This is a genomic window from Peribacillus frigoritolerans, from assembly GCF_030676415.1.
In the GTDB taxonomy this organism is placed as follows: domain Bacteria; phylum Bacillota; class Bacilli; order Bacillales; family DSM-1321; genus Peribacillus; species Peribacillus frigoritolerans_A.
The window spans coordinates 101162-120491 of sequence record NZ_JAUUTW010000006.1 but is presented as its reverse complement, the minus strand read 5'-3'; the positions used below and the strand labels follow the sequence as shown (position 1 = coordinate 120491).

Below are 19330 nucleotides of genomic sequence, written 5' to 3'. Positions count from 1 at the left end.
ATCCACTCAAAAAAAGGACTAAAAAGGTGGTACAAGTCCAATTGTTTGAATACATTCAAATAAGCGAAGATGTATCAAACGATGAGGTGATGAATTGGGTGTTTTTTTCAGCTATGTATTATTAGGTTTATCACTGGCGGCTCCTATCGGTCCCATAAACGCTGCTCAATTGGACAAAGGAATCAAGAAGGGTTTTTGGCATGCCTGGATTTTTGGCTGGGGTGCCATTTTAGCGGATTTTGTTTTTATAGCCCTCGTCTTTTTCGGTGTCGTCCACTTTTTGGACAACTCCTTCATGAAGACATTTTTATGGCTTTTTGGATTTTTCGTCCTGACCTATACCGGAATCGAAAGTCTGCTAAGTGCAGGTAAGATTGAAGTGAATGCACGAAAAGCGAAAGATTCCCTTTTTTCTTCATTCCTGACAGGATTCATCATGTCCCTTTCGAATCCTTTATCCATTTTGTTTTGGCTGGGGATTTATGGATCCATACTCGCAAACTCCGCTTCAAAATATGATATGGATCATTTACTTTTATACAGTTCAGGAATCCTTATTGGCCTCTTAACCTGGGATTTCGCAATGGCCATCATCGCCAGCACCTTCAGACGCTTTTTATCCAAACCCATTCTAATGGGCATCTCGATCATTTCGGGTATATCCCTTATAGGGATTGGCATTTACTTTGCCATCCAAGCAGCCAAGGTTTTATTTACATAAAGATTTAAGCATTTACTCGTGAGTTTCAGGCATTTACTCGTGAATTTGGGGGATTTACTCGTGAATCCCAGCCATTTACTCGTGAGTATGGGTACTTTACTCGTGAGTTCGGAATAAATTTCTTTTATATAAACTAGGCCGCCTATATATTGTCCTTCTTTGTCCATGTCGAACACTTATCCCTCATTGTTCATAGCTAAACACAGAGGGAGGATCTCTTGAATGTATAATAATTACGGTTATTACTCTTATAATGATCCATATTATTACGATAATTCTTATGCTAATTTGCCTTATTATGATGACAGACTGCCAGTACAAACACTGGTTCCAGTTGCCACTATTCAGAGCCATTTAAATGCAGGCCGACAAGGTCATTGTTTCAGAAGTTTTTGGGGTAACACCCAGCACCACCTTTATTTTAATGGGCATAAATAATGTTACAGGTATGGTACAGATACTCGAAGGTGGCATTCCAAATGAAGTTCATCATACAGATATAGTTGGATTACAATACCTAGGATTAACCTGCCCTGTCGGTGGCGGCGGCCCGGGGGGGAACTGTTTCCAGCAATTCATTCCTGGTGTTGGCTGGGTATGGATTTGTAGATAAAAACAGACAGCCGATTTATTCGGCTGTCTCTTTTTATCCAAACCTAATCCAATGGGCATTTACTCGTGAGTTCCGTGCATTTACTCGTGAATTTCACGCATTTACTCGTGAGTTTCGCGCATTTACTCGTGAATTTCGGATTAAGCTGCGTTCTTGTTAGATGCTGCGTTCTTTTATTTGCAGGACCATTTTCTTGATGAACGTTTCGATTGCGACATTTTCATATTCTTGTTCCCCGTATTTCCGGACATTCACTTCATTTTCTTTCTCTTCTTTATCTCCAAGAACCAGCATATATGGGATTTTCCCCATCTGCGCTTCCCTGACTTTATACCCCAGCTTTTCATTCCGATCATCAATTTTCACTCTTATGCCTTGATTCTTCAGTTCTTTTTGAACCTTTAAACAATAATTCAAATGAACTTGTGAGACAGGGATGATCTGTACTTGCACCGGGGCAAGCCATACCGGAAAAGCACCGGCAAAATGTTCTATCAGGATTCCAAAAAAACGATCGATCGACCCAAAAATGGCACGATGAATGACGACCGGACGAACTTTTTCATTATTTTCATCGATGTACGTCAGATCAAATTTATCAGGCATTTGAAAATCAAGTTGGATTGTTGCACATTGATGGCTTCGTTTTAAAGCATCTTTAATATGAAAATCAATTTTCGGTCCATAAAATGCCCCGTCCCCTTCATTTACTTGATAATGTATCCCGATGCTTTCCAGTACATTTTTCAAGGCCGTTTCAGAAGCTTCCCAAAGGGAATCTTCGCCCATTGAATCCTCTGGACGAGTCGAGAGCTCCACGGAATACTCGAATCCAAAAGTGCGATACACCTTATCAATCAGATGAAACACTTGTTTAATTTCACTTTCGATTTGATCCTGCCGAACATAAATGTGGGCATCATCCTGACAAAATGTACGGACACGCAGCATCCCGTTCAATGCACCGCTATATTCGTGACGGTGGACTTGACCGAATTCGGCCATCCGGATGGGTAAATCCCTGTATGAATAAAGACTGTTTTTGAAAATAAGCATATGTCCCGGACAGTTCATTGGCTTCATCGCGAATTTTGTTTGATCCACCTCAGTGAAGTACATATTCTCATGGTAATGATCCCAGTGACCCGATTTTTCCCATAATCGCTGGTTCATCATGAAAGGAGTCCGAACTTCGTCGTAATCAGCTTCAGTCTGAAGCTCCCGCGAGAACTTCTCCAATTCATTTCTAACGATTTGTCCTTTCGGTAAATAAAACGGCATTCCAGGGGCTTCCTCCGAAAACATGAATAACTCCAACTGCTTCCCTAATTTACGGTGATCGCTTTTGGCCGCTTCTTCCAGGAATTCAAAATGATCCTGTAAGTCTTTTTTCTTTCGGAAAGCCACGCCATACACCCTTTGAAGAACTTCATTTTGATTGTCTCCCCGCCAATAGGCACCAGATACACGAGTCAATTTGAACGATTTTACAAATGATGTGGATGGAAGGTGCGGCCCTCTGCAAAGGTCGATGAATTCCCCTTGTTGATAGAGCGTTAATTTTTCACCATTAGGGATGTTCTTTGCTATATCCAACTTGAATGACTCCCCCCTGCCCTCGAATAACTTCACAGCTTCTTCATAGGACACTTCGACCCTTTCAATTTCCAGATTTTCACTTATGATATGTTCCATCTCTTTTTCTATAGCTTGTAGATCTTCTGAGCTCAAAGGATGATCTAACTTAAAATCATAGTAAAAACCATCTTCCACAACTGGTCCCATCCCTAATTCCACATTTCGGTATAATCTTTTCACGGCCTGCGCCAAAACATGTGCCGATGTATGTCGTAATACTTGTAATCCTTCATCCGAATCCAGAGTCAAGATCGACAGTTCGGCATCCTTATTAAGCTTGTGACTTAGATCAACCAGTTGCTTATCCAGTTTTCCTGCAACTGCCTTTTTCCTTAAACTTGAGCTGATGGACCCTGCCACACTTTCCACTGTCATCCCTTGCGGATATTCCTTTTGCTGCCCATCCGGGAATTGAACTTTAATCATTTTTTCACCCATCACATAAACACCCCTTTTTTAGTAATAAAAAAACGCACCCATCCCTATGCTAGGGACGAGTGCGTTTACCCGTGGTTCCACCCAATTTCCCATAAGCAAAAAACACTCATGGCTCTGGAGCTTATAACGCAGCTTAGACGATATCAGTTACTCTTGTTCACCGATATAGCTCAAAGGCGGTAAATCAGTTTCCTAAGCCAGGAAGTTCGCAGCTGCCCTTCCCTCTCTGAAGACCGTAAAAATGATTCATGTCCTTATCATGGCAATATTTTTATATACAAAAAAACGCACCCATCCCTAAGTAAGGGACGAGTGCGTTTATACCCGTGGTTCCACCCAATTTCCCATAAGCAAGAAACACTCATGGCTCTGGAGCTTGTAACGCAGCTTAGACGATATCAGTTACTATTTTTCACTGATATAGCTCAAAGGCGGTAAATCAGTTTCCTAAGCCAGGAAGTTCGCAGCTGTCCTTCCCTCTCTGAAGACCGTAAAAATGATTCATATCCTTATCAATGCTTCTAAAATTTAAATGGATTTTTATATTGTTATATATATTACAATATATTCCCATAAGTGACAACCTCAAATTTTTTTATTTCATCACAAACACTAAATTGGTATAATTAGTAAAAAAGGGGTTTCTATGAAAAGATTAAGCAATTGATCTATCGTATTTGCCATGATTGGTACACTATTATTTTGCTGTTCCCTTGCTTTACCAAAAGCCTCCGAGCTGCTTATGATTTCAGGATTCGGTGCGTTACTTATTGGCATGTTATGCAGTTTCGGGGCCATGTCTAAAAATGAAAAAGGAAAGTCGAAATTTTTGGCTGTGGCTGCATTCTTTCTTTTAAGTTTCATTCTCGCTTGGAATGACCCATTTCAAATTATCAGGCTCTTGACCTGGATGAAAAATTAATAAAAATGAAAAATCCGTTCACATGACGGGGTTTTTGATTGATTCAATCTTCATCGGCTATCGTTCGACTTGAATTCTTTATTCTAAGCCATAGCGTAAGTCCAGTGCCCAGAGAATTAGCGCACATCGAAAGCCGAGCAATGATAACGGTGCAAGGATTTGATGCTCCCCAAACATGACAGTGTCTGGCACAATAAGCAATGTGATAAGCGCTAATAAACAGAGAAGCACTCCTGTTGCATAGTAGATCTTGATTTGGAAAAGTGACGCCAAAGGTAAAAAATGAATCCCTACAATAGTGGCGATGACTCCCGGTATAAGATCGGTCTGATTGATTAAGTTACAGATGGCAATGGCAATCCCGATCAGCAAACCTTCGGCAATGAAGACCATATTAAACAATAATCCGATACGCTTCAGACGCCTAGCCCCATTTTCTGAAACTTGATTGGACATTTTTTGTGATGCATGAATTAATGAAATGCCGCCGATGACCATTATGATTCCTACGAAAATGCCTGTGAGTTCCACGTAGGGAAACCCCCACCCCTGCAATCCCATTACACCGGTACCTGCCCAAAGTGTACCGAAGACCGCCATGAAAATGACTCCAATTCCAGAACCGCGAACCGCCTCTTTCATCATCAGTTTCCTTTCATCCACAGTAATATCGTACATAGAATAATAGTATTGGGCACACTCTCCAATTATTCATCATCACAGTCACCTTCAGTTTAACTCCGTGATCCCAAACTGGAAAAAATGATTTAAATACCTTATTGCAAAAATTACCATACTGCGATATTATGTTATTAATTAGTGATTGATTAATCACTAATTAATTAAAATATGGAGGATACCAATGGCCAGACCAAAAAAAGAGAATCGAAAAGATGACATACTGGAAGCTGGTTTGGAGGTTTTTGCAGAAAAAGGCTATTACAATACAACGACTGCCTTAATTGCAGAAAAAGCCGGCATATCCCAGCCATATGTTTTTAAATTCTTTAAAACTAAAGAGGAGTTATTCGTAGCGGCTCTGGATCGAGCATACGAAAGGATCCTTCAAGCTTTCGAAATTGAAACAGAACCCGAAGACCTTGTTAACCATATGATCAAGGTATATGAAGATTTGACTGATTCCAATCCAAATGAAATTGCCTTACAGGTCATAGGACTTTCAGTAACGGAAGATGCAATAAGAAACTCTACGCAGAAAGGGTTATCCAGCATCAGAAATCTCACGTTGGAAAAATTTCAATCCGCTGGAATTCCGAATGCCGAGGACCAAGTGACCACCTTCCTGGCAAGGGGGATACTCTGTAATATTTCCCACTTCATCAATATGCCAGAACTTATAGATGGCGGGAGCAGGTAAGGACCGATTTTCATCGGTTTCTTATTTTAATCATTTATTTAGTGATTGATCAATAAATAAAAAGGGGATGAAAGATATGAAAAAAGCTATTGTATTAGGAGCAACCGGTGGATCAGGTCAAGTCATCGTTTCAGAATTGTTATCCAGGGGAAAAGAAGTCATCGCTTTCGGGCGATCAGAGAGTAAGCTTGAGCAATTAATGAAAGAGCATGACCATTCTCAACAATTAACATACAGAATTGGTGACATCTTTGATTACAAAACCATTGTAGAGGCTGCGGAAGATGCGGAAGTCATTTTCCAATGCGCCAACGTTCCCTATCAAGAGATGGCTTTGAGACTCCTTTCACTTGGAGAAAGTGTAATGAAAGCAGCCGATATTTTAGGAAAGAAGATTGTCATTGTAGACGGGATATATGTTTATGGGCATCAAGTTGCGAAAGGAGATGAAAACCATCCAAAACAGCCACATACAAAAAAAGGGAAAATCAGGGTGGAATTCGAGAAGCTTATATTCAGCCAAAAATGGAAAAATGCCAAAGCATTGATTGTCAGGCTGCCCGACTATTATGGTGCCACTTCACAGAACTCCTACCTTCAGCCAACATTGAATGGGCTGGCAGCAAACAAAATGACCGTTTTTATCGGGGACTTAAAAACACCAAGAGAATATGTCTACTTACCGGATGCAGCAAAAATGATCGTGGAAATAGCAGAAAAAGATGACTCCTATGGAGAAGATTGGAACATCCCTGGGCCTGGGCTAATTTCCGGAAACGAAATCATCCAAATTGCCCGTCAGGTAACGGGACAGAAAAAGATGGTCCTTCCCCTAACAAAAAACATCATTCAGATACTCGGCATATTCAATCCTTTCATGAAAGAAGTAGTGGAAATCATGTATTTAACCAAAGAAGGATTCATTCTGAATGGAGAAAAATATGAAAACCGCATCGGCTCCATCCCTAAAACTCCATACAAAGAAGGAATGGAAGAAACACTGCGACTTTTAATGAGATAATTGCCGCTTTCGTCGATATATTCTTATTTTCGCAGATATATTTCTATTTTCGCTGATATAACTGGATTTTCGACGGTATATTTCTGTTTTAGCGGATATAACTGGATTTTCGACGGTATATTTCTGTTTTCGCAGATATAACTGGATTTTCATATAAATCCCATAAAAAAACCTGAGTCCCCAAAGGGATCTCAGGTTTTTCCATTGGTATCAAGCCACATCTGATTTATCGAATTGACAATCTTTTAATGATATCAATTTGGTCTTATGATAAATCTTGTACCCTAACCAGATCACCAGGAATATCGGTAATCCGATATAGGAGACAGCGACACCATACCAGTCAATGCTGCCGCTTAGGAATGCTTCATAATTCTGTCCTGCTATGACGAGCATGCACAGGGTGAATGAAAGTATCGGACCGAATGGAAACCATTTTGCTTTATACTTCAATTCGTTTAAGTCACCACCCTGTGCAACATAGGCACGTCTAAAGCGATAATGGCTTATGGCGATTCCAATCCAGGCGATGAAGCCGGTTAGCCCGGATGCATTCAATAGCCATGTAAATACATGATCCCCTAAAATGGAGGTCAAGAAGGCGAGTCCTCCAATTAAGGATGTCATGATCAAAGCATTCATCGGGATCCCCCTGCGGTTGACTTTGGCCAGGAATTTGGGAGCTTGATGATCTTTTGCCATCGACCATAACATCCGTGTTGATGCATATAGTCCCGAGTTCCCGGCGGATAGTAAGGAAGTTAACACGACCGCGTTCATGACGGATGCCGCGAATGCCAGTCCTGCCCGTTCAAATACAAGTGTGAAAGGGCTTACAGAAATGTTTTCGACATCTCCGTTCAACAAACTTGGACTCGTATACGGTATTAAGAGGCCGAGTATCAGAATGGCCCCGATGTAAAATAATAGGATGCGCCAAAATACTTGGCGGATCGCATTCGGAACATTTTTTTCGGGTTCTTCACTTTCTCCGGCAGCAATACCTACCAGTTCCGTGCCTTGGAAAGAAAATCCCGCGATTAGAAAGATGCTGATGATTGATAAAAATCCTCCCTTGAATGGTGCCTCATCCATGGTGAAGTTTTCAAATCCGATCACCTTTCCGCCAAAAACCCCCAATATGGTCAATAAACCAATAATGATGAAGCAAATGATGGCGACGACTTTTATTAGGGCAAACCAATATTCAGATTCACCATAGCTTTTAATGGATAGGGCGTTGAGGGTGAAGACGATTCCAAGAAATAATGCACTCCATATAAGGCTGGGTACATCAGGGAGCCAGAATTTCATGATGATGGCTGCAGCAGCTATTTCCACGGCAAGGGTGACTGCCCAGTTAAACCAATAATTCCAGCCAAGTGCAAAGCCGAATGCGGGATCAACAAAGCGTGTGGCGTAGGTGGAAAATGATCCCGACACAGGCATATATGTCGCCATTTCCCCTAAGCTCGTCATAAGGAAATAAACCATGATTCCAATGCAGGCATATGCAGCGAGGGCACCACCGGGGCCTGCGCTCTGGATGGTTGCCCCGCTTGCCAGGAATAATCCGGTTCCTATTGAACCGCCAATGGCAATCATGGTCATATGCCTTGCTTTCAGTTGCCTTTTAACTGTCGGTTCTTGATTATCAATGAGATTCATGTCCATATGGTTCCTACCTCATTTTCTTTTAAAGTTAAAAGTTCAAGAAATATAAGAGTTTTTAACAACCGCTTTGTGAAAGACTGAAATATTTCGCTTTACTTGCTGGGATGCTATCCAGTTTAATTGCCATTGCCTGGTATCGTCTCCCTATTCCCGGCCTGGGTGACTCCATCCTGCTCGTGCTCCATTCCACACCATTGAATTAGAGTAAGGGCAATGATTTCGGCTGTGGAGAACACGTTGTCGAGCAGGATGTATTCATTTGGATAGTGGGCAACCTCGGTTACTCCTGGCCCGAAAACGATTGCAGGCGTTTCACCGACATGTGTCAGCAATCCCCCGTCCGTTCCCCAAGGGGAGGCTTCAATGACCGGGTCCTGTCCGGCAACTTGCCGATATTGATGAACAAGCGCATTCATCAGTTCATGCTCTACATCAATAGCACCTGGTACCCAGCGTGCCCCGAACCATTCCAATACGGTCGGGTTTTCCTTGAACCATTGGTCCACTTCCCCCAGCTGCAATAACCAGGCAGCCATTTCGTCCTTCGCCTGCTCCATCGTTTCCTCCGGCGCAACGCCCATCCTTCCTTCGATTTTCACAAGGTCGGGAACGGATGACGGCCAGTTACCGCCTTCAATGACACCTAGATTGATTGGAATCGGAATAGGCGTGTTCTGATAAAGCGGATCAATGATACGTGCATTTCGCTTTTCTTCCAAGGCACGAATATGATTGATGACGGTCATGCTTTTTTCAATCGCACTAACGCCTTCATACCTTGTTCCGCCATGGGCTGACCGTCCTTTAACATGGATCCGGAACCACATCGAACCCTGCTGTTTCGGGAAGATCCTCATATTCGTCGGTTCAGGGATCAGGGCAGCATCCGCTTTATATCCCCTCAGGACGGCCGCTAATGTTCCGGCCCCGCCGCTTTCTTCTTCAATCACACTTTGAAAAATGACATCTCCTTTTAATTGGATGCCATTTTCCTTCAATGCCTGCATCGCAAGGATCAGCGATACATTTCCACCCTTCATATCGGTTACTCCGCGTCCAAACATTCTTCCATTCTTAATGGATCCGCTATATGGGTCGTCATCCCACTGATCCCGGTCTCCATCCGGAACCACATCGATGTGTCCGTTCAAAATGATGGAACGGCCGCCTCCAGTCCCTTTCATGATACCCACCACATTGGGGCTGTTGGAAAATTCACTGCGTGGAGAATAGAAATAAGAATGCTTTTTCAGCTCGCCGCCGTCAGGTTCCCAACTATCGATCTGCAAACCCATTTCCTGCAGCTTTTGGGCCACGATGGCCTGTGCCCCTGCTTCATTTCCTTGCGTACTCGGGGCTTGTACCATTTTTTGCAATAGGTTTGTTCCTTCTTCCCGATGATCCTTGATCCATTGGTTTATCCGTTTTTTTATATCCGGCACATTTATCCTCCTTAAATACACATATTCTCATAGATTACTGAAAGTCCCATTCCACCTGCCATACACAACGTTACCATTCCGTACTTAACTTGTGAACGCAACATTTCATGCATCAGTGTGACTGTCAATTTTGCACCTGTTGCTCCTACAGGGTGACCAAGTGCTATTGCCCCTCCATTGACATTGACAATATCCTGATTCAAATCTAACTCCTTGATCACTGCAAGTGCTTGGGCAGCAAAGGCTTCATTAAGTTCAATCAGTCCGATATCCTCTAACGATAGACCTGCTTTTGCCAATGCCTTTCGAGTCGCTGGTACGGGTCCAATCCCCATAACTCCAGGTTCAACTCCTGCACTGGCGAAAGCCTTTATTTTCAAGAGCGATTTTAAACCCTTTTCTTCTGCTTGCTGTTTGGACATTAATAGTACAGCTGCAGCTCCATCATTCATAGGACAGGCATTTCCTGCCGTAATGGTTCCTTCATTTTTGAATACTGCTGGGAGACTGGCTAGTTGATCTAGATGAATGTCCTCGCGTACCCCTTCGTCATGGTTGAAGATTTTAAGTCCTTTTCGATCCTTGATTTTAAGCGAAATAATTTCTCTATCAAAGCGACCCTCGACTATAGCTTTCCAAGCCTTCTTGTGGCTTTGATAAGCAAATTGATCCTGTTCTTCACGACGGATACCGTATTTTTCAGCCAAGCGCTCGGCAGTTATTCCCATATGCTCATTTCCCAAGGAACATATTAATCCATCTGCCAGCAGAGCATCCTCCATCGTTACGTTTCCAAATTTACCGCCCCATCTATTTTTCACGATATAAGGCACATTGCTCATGCTCTCCACTCCGCCGGCAATGATTACGTCTTCTTGACCAGCAGCGATAGTTAAAGCGGCGTTGGTAATGGCCTTTAAACCTGATCCACATGCTTTGATTACAACGTGACCTGGGACACTGTGCGGGAAACATGCCATCTGCGACGAAATTCTGGCCGAGTTAAGTCCGCCTCCGTGGACATAGCCATGTCCGAAAATCACTTCATTTACCTTTTCTTTACCTAACCCAGAATTATCCATCAAACCTTCCAATACTTGACGGCCCAATTCGGTAGCTTTAACATTCCGTAGTGATTTGCCAAAGGATCCAACTGCAGTTCGCGCTCCAGCAACGATGACAACCTCATTCATGCTTTTTTCCTCCTCTTACCTATTCAATGGTGTTGACAGCAGCATGGATTTTCAACGTTGCCTCTGTATTCCTTATCACATCATCCACGGTATATGGCGCCATGACTTCCTTGAGCACCAATCCCGCTTCTGTAACTTCCATGACTGCCATATCCGTAATGATTAAATCCACACTCTGCCTTGCCGTCAATGGAAGCGTACATGTCTTCAATATCTTCGATTCACCCTGCTTATTCACGTGATTCATCAGGACGATCACCTTTTTGGCTTTCTGGGCAAGTTCCATTGCTCCGCCCATCCCCGGCACCCGCTTTCCTGGGACGATCCAATTCGCCAAATCCCCTTTTTCACTGACTTCCAGGGCTCCAAGGATGGTGATGTCGATGTATCCTTTCCTGATCATTCCAAATGCAGTTGCACTGTCAAAGTATGAAGCGCCCATTACAGTGGTGATCGGGAACCCTCCCGCGTTACAGAGGGCAGGATCTTCTTTCCCCGGATCAGGACTTGGACCTGTACCGAGAACGCCGTTTTCCGCATGGAATAGCACATGGATATCCTGAGGTATATGGTCGGCCACCAAGGTAGGGATGCCGATGCCTAAGTTGACGATCAATCCGTCTTGGATTTCCTTGGCGGCGCGTTTCGCGATGCGATTTCGTACATCTACTGCCATGCCCATTTCCAATTCACCCCTTTTGTCGGAATCACCATATCTACATAAATGCCTGGTGTGGCAATACATTCCGGATCCAATTCGCCTGCAGGAACGATTTCTTCCACTTCCGCAATCGTGAAAGCTCCAGCCATCGCTACCAGCGGATTGAAATTACATGCCGTCTTGTCGTATACTAAATTCCCCAGTGAATCTGCCTTTTTGGCATGGACGATGCTGACTTCAGCCGTCAAAGCGGTTTCCACCAAATATTCTTTTCCTTCTATCACAATCTTGTCCTTGCCCTCTTCGGCTATCGTACCGATCCCGACATCGACAAAAATCCCGCCTAAGCCTACACCGCCAGCACGAATCCGTTCGGCTAATGTCCCTTGCGGTGAAAATTCGACTTGCAGCTTTCCTTCAGTCATGAGCCTGCCGGCATTAGGATTGGATCCGATATGTGAGGCGATCACTTTCTTTGCTCTTTCAGCAGTCACAAGCCGGCCAATGCCGATATCAGGGAATCCGGTATCATTGCCAATCAAGGTCAATTCCTTGACACCCTTGGCAAGGATACCCTGTACAAGCGTCGGAGGAGTCCCCACTCCGCCAAATCCACCATACATGAGTGTGCATCCATCGGAAATATGCTCCAGTGCTTCTTCCATGGTCACAATTTTGTTTTTCTTCGTAATGACCTGCTTCATACCGTTCCTCCTAAATAGCCTGCATGTCCTCAATCAAACCTTCCGCGTGCAATTCTTGCTGCAACTCTTCGAGGGAAGCTTCCAGTATCTTGACGAGGCGATCGATTTCTTCATTCGTAATGATTAATGGCGGAGATAGGATAACCGCATCGCCAGCGATTCCTTCAATCGCACCTGCAGCAGGATAGATTAACAACCCCTTCGCAAAAGCCTTATTGACAAGCCTTGTAGTCAGGCCGATTTGCAAGTCGAATGGCGTTTTTGAAATCCGATCTGAGACAAACTCAAGCCCTAGGAGCAGCCCTTTCCCTCTTACATCACCAATGATGTCGAATTTCTCAGCCAACCCTTGCAGCTTTTTAAACAGATATAGACCTTTCTCTTCCGCAGCCTGAACCAGGTCATTTCCCTCAATGTAGGAAAGCACTTCCAATGAAACGGCAGCAGATAGAGGGTTTGCACTATATGTGTGTCCAGCCATGATTGATTTTGAGCCTTTTAAAATAGGCTCCATGACACGGTCAGTAACCATTGTGGCTGCCATTGGAGTATAGCCTGCGCTCATTCCTTTACCCAATGCGATGATATCCGGAGTGACTCCCCAGTGTTCCATCGCGAACATTTTTCCTGTCCGTCCGATTCCCGTCATTACCTCATCGGCAATAAAAAGAATGTCATAGTTTTCACAGATTTCCTTAATCCTTTGATAGTAGCCATCCGGCGGTGTTACAGCACCAGCGGATGCTCCGATTATGGGTTCTGCGATGAAAGCGGCGATATTCTCAGAGCCGACCCTTTGAATGGCTGTCTCCAGTTCATTTGCACACTGAAGCTTGCATCCGGAAGTTTCATTATTATAAGGACAGCGATAACAGTAGGGAGCCGAAATGCTAGGGAAATCCTCCAATAGCGGAACAAAACGCTTTCTTCTTGGTACATGGCCGGACATCGATAAAGCGCCCATCGTGATCCCGTGATAACTCGTCCACCTGGAGACGATGCGGTTTTTTCGCTCAAACCCTTTTTCTTGCCAATGTTGAATCGCGATCTTCATCGCCGTTTCGGTCGCTTCCGATCCACTATTCACGAAAAATGACCAATTCAAATCCCCAGGAGCCAACTCACTTAGCTTTTTGGCCAATGCCTCTGCGGCTTCACTCGTAAAATGAGACCTATATGCAAAAGAAACTTTGCGGGCTTGCTCCGTCATTGCCTCGACAACATCTGCTACACCATGGCCAATACTTGCTGTGACCGCTCCTGATGATCCATCTATATACTGATTTCCATCTATATCATAAAGATAAATTCCATTCCCATGAGAGATAGTGGGATAGTCATGATCTAAAGTAGGCTTAATCAAATAATTGCGTGTCATGTCATCTCTCCTTTTAACGTTCGTACCCACTGTGCATGATCTATTAATCAATTAAGTTCTTAACAAGAACCGATCCTACCAACTAAAAGGCTCATCCTGAATCAGGATGGATTCTGTAGGGCAGCCTTCCATGGCATCTTGCATGTCATCATGCAGGATCTCAGGAACTTCGGCAATCCCCTGATTATCGTCCAAGATGACGAAAGCGATCCCTTGATCGTCATAGTCATAAATTTCAGGACCTGTTGAACCGCATGCCCCGCACGCAATACATGTTTCTTTATCAACCCATGTGTATTTAGCCATAGAAACAAACCTCCTACTTGAAAGATAAATCTTTACCCCAAATATTCATGTCCTCATACTTATCCCAAATATTGCAATTTTTCGTTAATCTGCCTCCATATTCATATCCAAGCTGATGAAAGACGGCGTTCATGCCCATTGACAATGAACGCGCTAATGAATAAGAGCAATAAATGTTTTTCCTGAACAATTCTTGTTCCAATGCGGAGATGAGCACCTTCATGAAACCATGCTTTCGATGTTGGGGAATGGTTGCACAGTCCGTTAATTCAGCATTGTGATACATCTCATTCACTTCCGCGGATGCAGCACTCACGATGGTTCCTTCATATTCGATAACACTAAAGATCGTACCTTCCTCCATCACTTTCTTGATATATCGCTCATCATTCATCGGTGTAGGATAGGTTTCAAAGATGGTACCATATAAATTCGCCAGCTCTTGTGCATCTTTCTCCGTAGCAAACCGGAGGATATAATCCTCAGGTATTTGCTGAGATTCAATCAGTCTAGGAATCTCACTGACATCTTTGATGACTTTATCTTCCTTGACCCAAAAGTCGCTTGTTCGCCTTTCATCCGTTAAATAGAAGGCCATGCAATAGGCATCATTCCCTTTGAAATACTTGCTCAATATTCCTTCCAGCATGAATCCCTGACCCAATGCAGCGGATAAATCTTCATTCCTGGCTTTAAGTATCACTTTAGTAAAGCCCTGCTCCTTTGCGATGGCAAGGGCCCTATCGATCGCTTTTTTGATATTTCCCCGATAATCATCCATGCGTAAGCGCTGATTGGCATGATCATGATAGAGTTCCATCGTATAACAATCCCCGGTCTCCATTTGGGTGAAAAAAGGCAGCTTTTGAACAGGCATTATGTACCCTCCCTTATTTAAAGAATTTGGGAGAAGAGATGCATATCATCCGCTTCTCCCAGCATTCTATTTCCAATTGAATAATTTTTTGACAGGTGCCTGAAGAAGCTGATCATACGTAAACTCATCAGGGTATTCACTCACATCATATATGGATAAGGCTTCATCCACCTTTTGATTCATCGAATCAGATACATAGATTCCACATTCAGGACAGTTCAAGGCTGGAACTTGAAGGACTTTTATTGAGCGTTTCCCATCAGGCATGATCCAGTAACAATCCTTCTTTTCGCTTTCCTCCACGTTTGGGGCATTGCACCACAAGCAGTCCATCTTCATTCCTCCTTGCCACCGGATTTCACCGAGCCACTAGCAGCCATGTCGTTCTTTTTTTCTTGGGCTAACCTTAATTTTTCCTTCATTTCATCCCGTTTATCACGGCGATCCTTCAAGGAAGCATGTTCATCAGTGCTTTCATACGCTTTTCTCTTGTCAAGACGACGAAGGCCCTCTGGCACCAAGTTGAATTTCTCGTCCGTCATGAGAGCGGAAATCCCGACGGCTTCTTTCCTATCCGCAGTACCATACACTTCATCAAAGTAAGCATCCGCACTGCCGGCAACATAATTCTTCGGCTCCGGATAACTTGTGATTACTCCTTCAAAGTTCCGTAAAACGACTTTATCCGGACTTTGCGAAAGAAGGTAATTCGGAGTCAAGGCAATTTTTCCGCCTCCGCCAGGAGCATCCACCACAAAGGTTGGCACTGCATATCCTGATGTATGGCCTCGCAGCGCTTCAATGATTTCCAGTCCTTTTGAAACCGGCGCCCGGAAATGGCCAATCCCTTCAGATAGATCACATTGATAAATGTAATAAGGTCTTACCCTTGCTTTAACACAGTCATGCATAAGCTTTTTCATGATATGTACACTATCGTTGATACCAGCCAGGATGACTGCCTGATTACCAAGCGGCACCCCTGCCATCGACAGCATATCACATGCTTTTTTCGCTTCATCCGTCAGTTCAAGTGAATGATTGAAATGCGTATTCAACCAAATCGGATGGTATTTTTTCAGAATATTGCATAAGTTTTCTGTAATCCTCTGCGGGAAAACGACCGGTGCACGTGTGCCGATCCGGATTATTTCAACATGCGGGATGGCACGTAAGTTACTCAATACGTATTCAAGGATCTTATCATTGATTAACAGGCCGTCTCCACCAGAGATCAGCACGTCCCTCACTTCCGGAGTGTTCCGGATATATTCAATCGCCCCGTCAAGCTGCTTCTTGGGAACACCCATGCCAACCTGACCTGAAAAACGGCGTCGCGTACAATATCTGCAGTACATGGAGCATTGGTTCGTTACAAGGAATAGAACGCGATCCGGATAACGATGCGTCAATCCTGGAACAGGGGAATCCTCATCCTCATGCAGCGGATCCTCCAAATCATATCTTGTCTTGTTCATTTCTGCCGAAAGCGGTACCGACTGTAAACGAATCGGACAGCGGGGATCATCGGGATTCATCAAAGAAGCATAATAAGGCGTAATGTTCAACGGAATCGTTTGAGTCGAAATCCGGACTCCTTCCTCTTCATCCGGTGTCAGGTTGACGACCTTTTTCAAATCATCCAGTGTCTTAATCGTATTGGTCAATTGCCAGATCCAATCATTCCACTGCTCTTCCGTTACATCCTTCCATAATTCGATATCATTATAATGCCTGCGTCCACCTAGGTATTCTTTATGTTTTACATCCATTCCCATCAAATTCATTTAAAATGCCCCCCTTATTCTAAGAACTTATAAATATACTATTGCAAGAATGATGCCAACATTAATAACAAGGAAAACATAAGCAAAAGGGGCAAACCGAGCTTAAAATCGCAAGATATTTTTCATTATGCATAATTTTTTGCAGCCAGATTATTTGCGCCAAGCGAAAAAAGAGGGTCTCTTTACACAAGAGCCCTCTTCAAGTTACAGCATGTTCTAGAAAGTGATAGCGTTTCCAAAAAACCTGAATTCACTTTGATTCCTTCGATCCTGCCGTATAAACTTTTTCAATTCCGTACTTGTTTAACTTATATTGCAGTCCCTGTCTTTTAATATTGAGGGCTTCAGCCGTTTTGCTGATATTCCCGTTATACTTCTCAAACATATTGATGATCATTTCCCTTTCCATTTCTTCAAGAACGACAGGTAAATCAATCTTGTTTTTCAATGGGGAAGTATTGCTCTGCGCATTTGCTGTTGTGTAATTTCCAGAAGGGAAAAGATAAGCAGGAAGATGATGTTCATCAATCATATCTTCTCCTGCGTCCATGACGTTAAAGGTCAACTCGATGGCATGTCCCAGTTCACGAATGTTCCCGGGCCATGGATATTGAAGAAGCCGCTGCATCGCCTTTTGACTGATCCCGCGCACTTCCGTAAAAAATGATTTGTTGAACTTTTGAATAAAGTGATTGACGATTTCCGGAATATCCGTTTTACGCTCCAAAAGAGAAGGCATTTGGATCGTTACGACATTTAGGCGAAAAAATAAATCCGAGCGAATGATTCCCCGCTCCAACGCCTCTTCTGGAGAAATGTTCATCGCAGCAATGATCTTCACATTAACCTTTTGCTCCTTCGAACCTCCAACACGGCGCACCTCACCTTCCTGAAGCACTCGCAGCAATTTTGCCTGCAGACCGAGGTCGAGGCTATTCAGCTCATCAAGGAAGAGGGTACCGCCATTTGCCTGTTCAAAAATGCCCATGCGATCCATCGCTCCGGTAAAAGCCCCTTTCGTCGTGCCGAACAGCAGCCCCTCCATCAATTCCTTTGGAACAGCCGCACAGTTTTGCGCGATGAATGGCTGATTTCGCTGAGCACTTACATTATGTATACTTTGCGCGACCAGTTCTTTCCCTGTCCCTGTTGGTCCATAAATCATGACTGGGGAATGTGTACGGGCCGCTTTTTTCGCCAAGGAAATGGCTTGCTGAAAAGCAGGGCTAGTACCGATTAAATCACTAAAATGATAGGTTGCTGTCCCTTCAGAGAACTTATTTTTCTTATGCGTCTCGGCCAGCTGGGAACGCAAATCGACAATTTGGTCGTACATATTCATGACCTTCGTAATATCCTTTGCGATTTCCACTGCCCCAATAATTTCACCATCCCCATACAAAGGATACGTACTATTGATGGACGTTATCTTTTTCTCCTTTAAATTGACATATGTTTGAATGGACTCAATCGTTTCATTGCCTTTTTCCAATGCTACATGCAGTGTACTGGATTCATCAGTCAATGAAGGATACAGCTGAAAAATATTCTCCCCCAGCACCTGTTCGCGATCAAGCCCGTCAATATGTGCCATCATTTCATTGTAAAAAACCGTATCCCCATCCTTATTCACAATATGGACACCCACATTGATCACATTCAATATCCATTCAAATTGAGTGGAAAACTGATTTACTGAAGATTTCATTTCTTCATCTCCGTTCTCTGTCATTTGATAGAATCACCTGTAAATTATAGCATTTAATGGGAAACATTTTTCTCTTTATTCTTATTAAAATCAAACTTCAATACAAAGGCAATAGAATAATAAGGTCAAATAAAGGAATCTCGCATCCAGGAAAGAAAATTAATAGTAGAAAATATAAAAAGAAGAGGTGAGTCGGATTTCGGAAACTAGATTAGAAATGAAACCATGGGAAGATAAAGATCTTGAATTACTATTTCAACTAAATGCCCCAGAAATGATGGAACATCTTGGCGGACCAGAAAGCAATGAACAAATCCTGAAACGCCATCAACGGTATCTACAGATTGGAGAGAAGGGATGCATGTTTAGCATCAACCCGTTTCCAGGGGAGGCAGCCGGTTCCGTTGGCTACTGGCAAACAGTGTGGAACGATGAAAGTGTGTACGAAATCGGTTGGAGCGTCCTCCCTTCCTTTCAAGGAAAAGGAATCGCATCTCATGCCGTGAAGGCACTGATAGAGAAAATCAAAGCCGAACGAAAATACAAATACATTCACGCATTCCCTTCAATCAATAATCCTGCATCAAACGCAATTTGCCGCAAGCTCAAATTCAACCTCATCTCTGAATGTGAATTCGAATACCCGCCAGGGAGCTTTATGCAATGCAATGATTGGTGCTTGGAACTTGAATGAATTCTTCAGATAAATAGGATTTGTATGTAGGAAGGATTATTCCGGGGTAAGTCGAATTATGCCGGTTTTAGGTGAATTATTTCCCGGGAAAGTCGAATTATTCTGGGGGTTGATCGGATTATTCCCGGGTATTATTTCCGCTTAGGCCGAATTACATCCTATCCGCCAACGTTAA

At 43.4% G+C, this 19330-nt stretch carries 18 protein-coding genes and 2 other annotated features; of the genes, 5 read left to right on the top strand and 13 right to left on the bottom strand.

Going from position 1 to position 19330, the window contains the following annotated elements; genetic code table 11:
* The first annotated feature begins 94 nt into the window (after window positions 1–94).
* Both Q8G36_RS08225 and Q8G36_RS08220 read left to right on the top strand, forming a co-directional pair.
* Complete coding sequence (locus Q8G36_RS08225) at window positions 95–721, top strand: LysE family transporter (protein WP_305159576.1); 627 nt, start codon at window positions 95–97, stop codon at window positions 719–721.
* A 358-nt stretch (window positions 722–1079) separates the two neighbouring features.
* The gene (locus Q8G36_RS08220) at window positions 1080–1334 is read left to right on the top strand and encodes a hypothetical protein (protein ID WP_305159575.1); all 255 of its coding nucleotides are present in this window, start codon (window positions 1080–1082) and stop codon (window positions 1332–1334) included.
* A gap of 156 nt (window positions 1335–1490) precedes the next feature.
* Here Q8G36_RS08220 and thrS read toward each other — a convergent pair whose 3' ends face one another.
* Window positions 1491–3398, bottom strand: coding sequence for a threonine--tRNA ligase (gene thrS / locus Q8G36_RS08215; RefSeq protein WP_370694025.1), 1908 nt, complete (start codon window positions 3396–3398; stop codon window positions 1491–1493).
* Between the two features lie 60 nt (window positions 3399–3458).
* Window positions 3459–3680: a binding site (T-box leader), on the bottom strand.
* A 31-nt stretch (window positions 3681–3711) separates the two neighbouring features.
* Window positions 3712–3935: a binding site (T-box leader), on the bottom strand.
* 475 nt (window positions 3936–4410) lie between these two features.
* The gene (locus Q8G36_RS08210; RefSeq protein WP_305274991.1) at window positions 4411–4977 is read right to left on the bottom strand and encodes a DUF7010 family protein; all 567 of its coding nucleotides are present in this window, start codon (window positions 4975–4977) and stop codon (window positions 4411–4413) included.
* A gap of 217 nt (window positions 4978–5194) precedes the next feature.
* Between Q8G36_RS08210 and Q8G36_RS08205 the strand changes: the two genes are divergently transcribed.
* On the top strand, window positions 5195–5710 hold the full coding sequence (locus Q8G36_RS08205) for a TetR/AcrR family transcriptional regulator (RefSeq protein WP_305159572.1): 516 nt from the start codon (window positions 5195–5197) through the stop codon (window positions 5708–5710).
* A gap of 76 nt (window positions 5711–5786) precedes the next feature.
* Window positions 5787–6731: an SDR family oxidoreductase gene (locus tag Q8G36_RS08200; RefSeq protein WP_305159571.1), complete on the top strand. Its 945-nt coding sequence runs from the start codon at window positions 5787–5789 to the stop codon at window positions 6729–6731.
* 210 nt (window positions 6732–6941) lie between these two features.
* Here the strand turns inward: Q8G36_RS08200 and Q8G36_RS08195 are convergent, their stop codons facing one another.
* The 11 genes from Q8G36_RS08195 to Q8G36_RS08145 form a co-directional block, all read right to left on the bottom strand.
* Window positions 6942–8405, bottom strand: a complete 1464-nt coding sequence (locus Q8G36_RS08195) for an amino acid permease (RefSeq protein WP_305159570.1) — start codon at window positions 8403–8405, stop codon at window positions 6942–6944.
* A gap of 116 nt (window positions 8406–8521) precedes the next feature.
* A complete protein-coding gene (locus Q8G36_RS08190) occupies window positions 8522–9847 on the bottom strand; it encodes a peptidase (RefSeq protein ID WP_305159569.1) in 1326 nt (441 codons plus the stop codon).
* Window positions 9848–9858: 11 nt separating this feature from the next.
* A complete protein-coding gene (locus Q8G36_RS08185) occupies window positions 9859–11040 on the bottom strand; it encodes a thiolase family protein (RefSeq protein WP_305159568.1) in 1182 nt (393 codons plus the stop codon).
* Between the two features lie 19 nt (window positions 11041–11059).
* A complete protein-coding gene (locus tag Q8G36_RS08180) occupies window positions 11060–11722 on the bottom strand; it encodes a 3-oxoacid CoA-transferase subunit B (protein WP_305159567.1) in 663 nt (220 codons plus the stop codon).
* Window positions 11707–12405 (bottom strand): CoA transferase subunit A, encoded by a 699-nt coding sequence (locus Q8G36_RS08175; protein ID WP_285847228.1) that lies wholly within the window; start codon window positions 12403–12405, stop codon window positions 11707–11709. Before Q8G36_RS08175 ends, Q8G36_RS08180 begins: the two co-directional genes overlap by 16 nt.
* A 10-nt stretch (window positions 12406–12415) precedes the next feature.
* Window positions 12416–13783, bottom strand: a complete 1368-nt coding sequence (locus tag Q8G36_RS08170; protein WP_305159566.1) for an aspartate aminotransferase family protein — start codon at window positions 13781–13783, stop codon at window positions 12416–12418.
* A gap of 75 nt (window positions 13784–13858) precedes the next feature.
* Entirely contained in the window at window positions 13859–14089 is a 231-nt protein-coding gene (locus tag Q8G36_RS08165; RefSeq protein ID WP_061464616.1) for a ferredoxin, read from the bottom strand.
* A 13-nt stretch (window positions 14090–14102) separates the two neighbouring features.
* Window positions 14103–14966 carry a putative beta-lysine N-acetyltransferase gene (gene ablB, locus Q8G36_RS08160; RefSeq protein WP_305159565.1) on the bottom strand — a complete coding sequence of 288 codons (864 nt, stop codon included), beginning with the start codon at window positions 14964–14966 and terminating at the stop codon, window positions 14103–14105.
* A 66-nt stretch (window positions 14967–15032) separates the two neighbouring features.
* Window positions 15033–15299: a YokU family protein gene (locus Q8G36_RS08155; protein ID WP_063232442.1), complete on the bottom strand. Its 267-nt coding sequence runs from the start codon at window positions 15297–15299 to the stop codon at window positions 15033–15035.
* A 2-nt stretch (window positions 15300–15301) separates the two neighbouring features.
* Complete coding sequence (gene ablA, locus Q8G36_RS08150) at window positions 15302–16738, bottom strand: lysine 2,3-aminomutase (protein ID WP_305159667.1); 1437 nt, start codon at window positions 16736–16738, stop codon at window positions 15302–15304.
* A gap of 265 nt (window positions 16739–17003) precedes the next feature.
* Window positions 17004–18485, bottom strand: coding sequence for a sigma-54 interaction domain-containing protein (locus tag Q8G36_RS08145; protein ID WP_305159564.1), 1482 nt, complete (start codon window positions 18483–18485; stop codon window positions 17004–17006).
* A 193-nt stretch (window positions 18486–18678) separates the two neighbouring features.
* Here Q8G36_RS08145 and Q8G36_RS08140 point away from each other — a divergent pair, with 193 nt between their 5' ends.
* Window positions 18679–19155 carry a GNAT family N-acetyltransferase gene (locus tag Q8G36_RS08140; protein WP_305159563.1) on the top strand — a complete coding sequence of 159 codons (477 nt, stop codon included), beginning with the start codon at window positions 18679–18681 and terminating at the stop codon, window positions 19153–19155.
* Window positions 19156–19330: the final 175 nt, after the last annotated feature.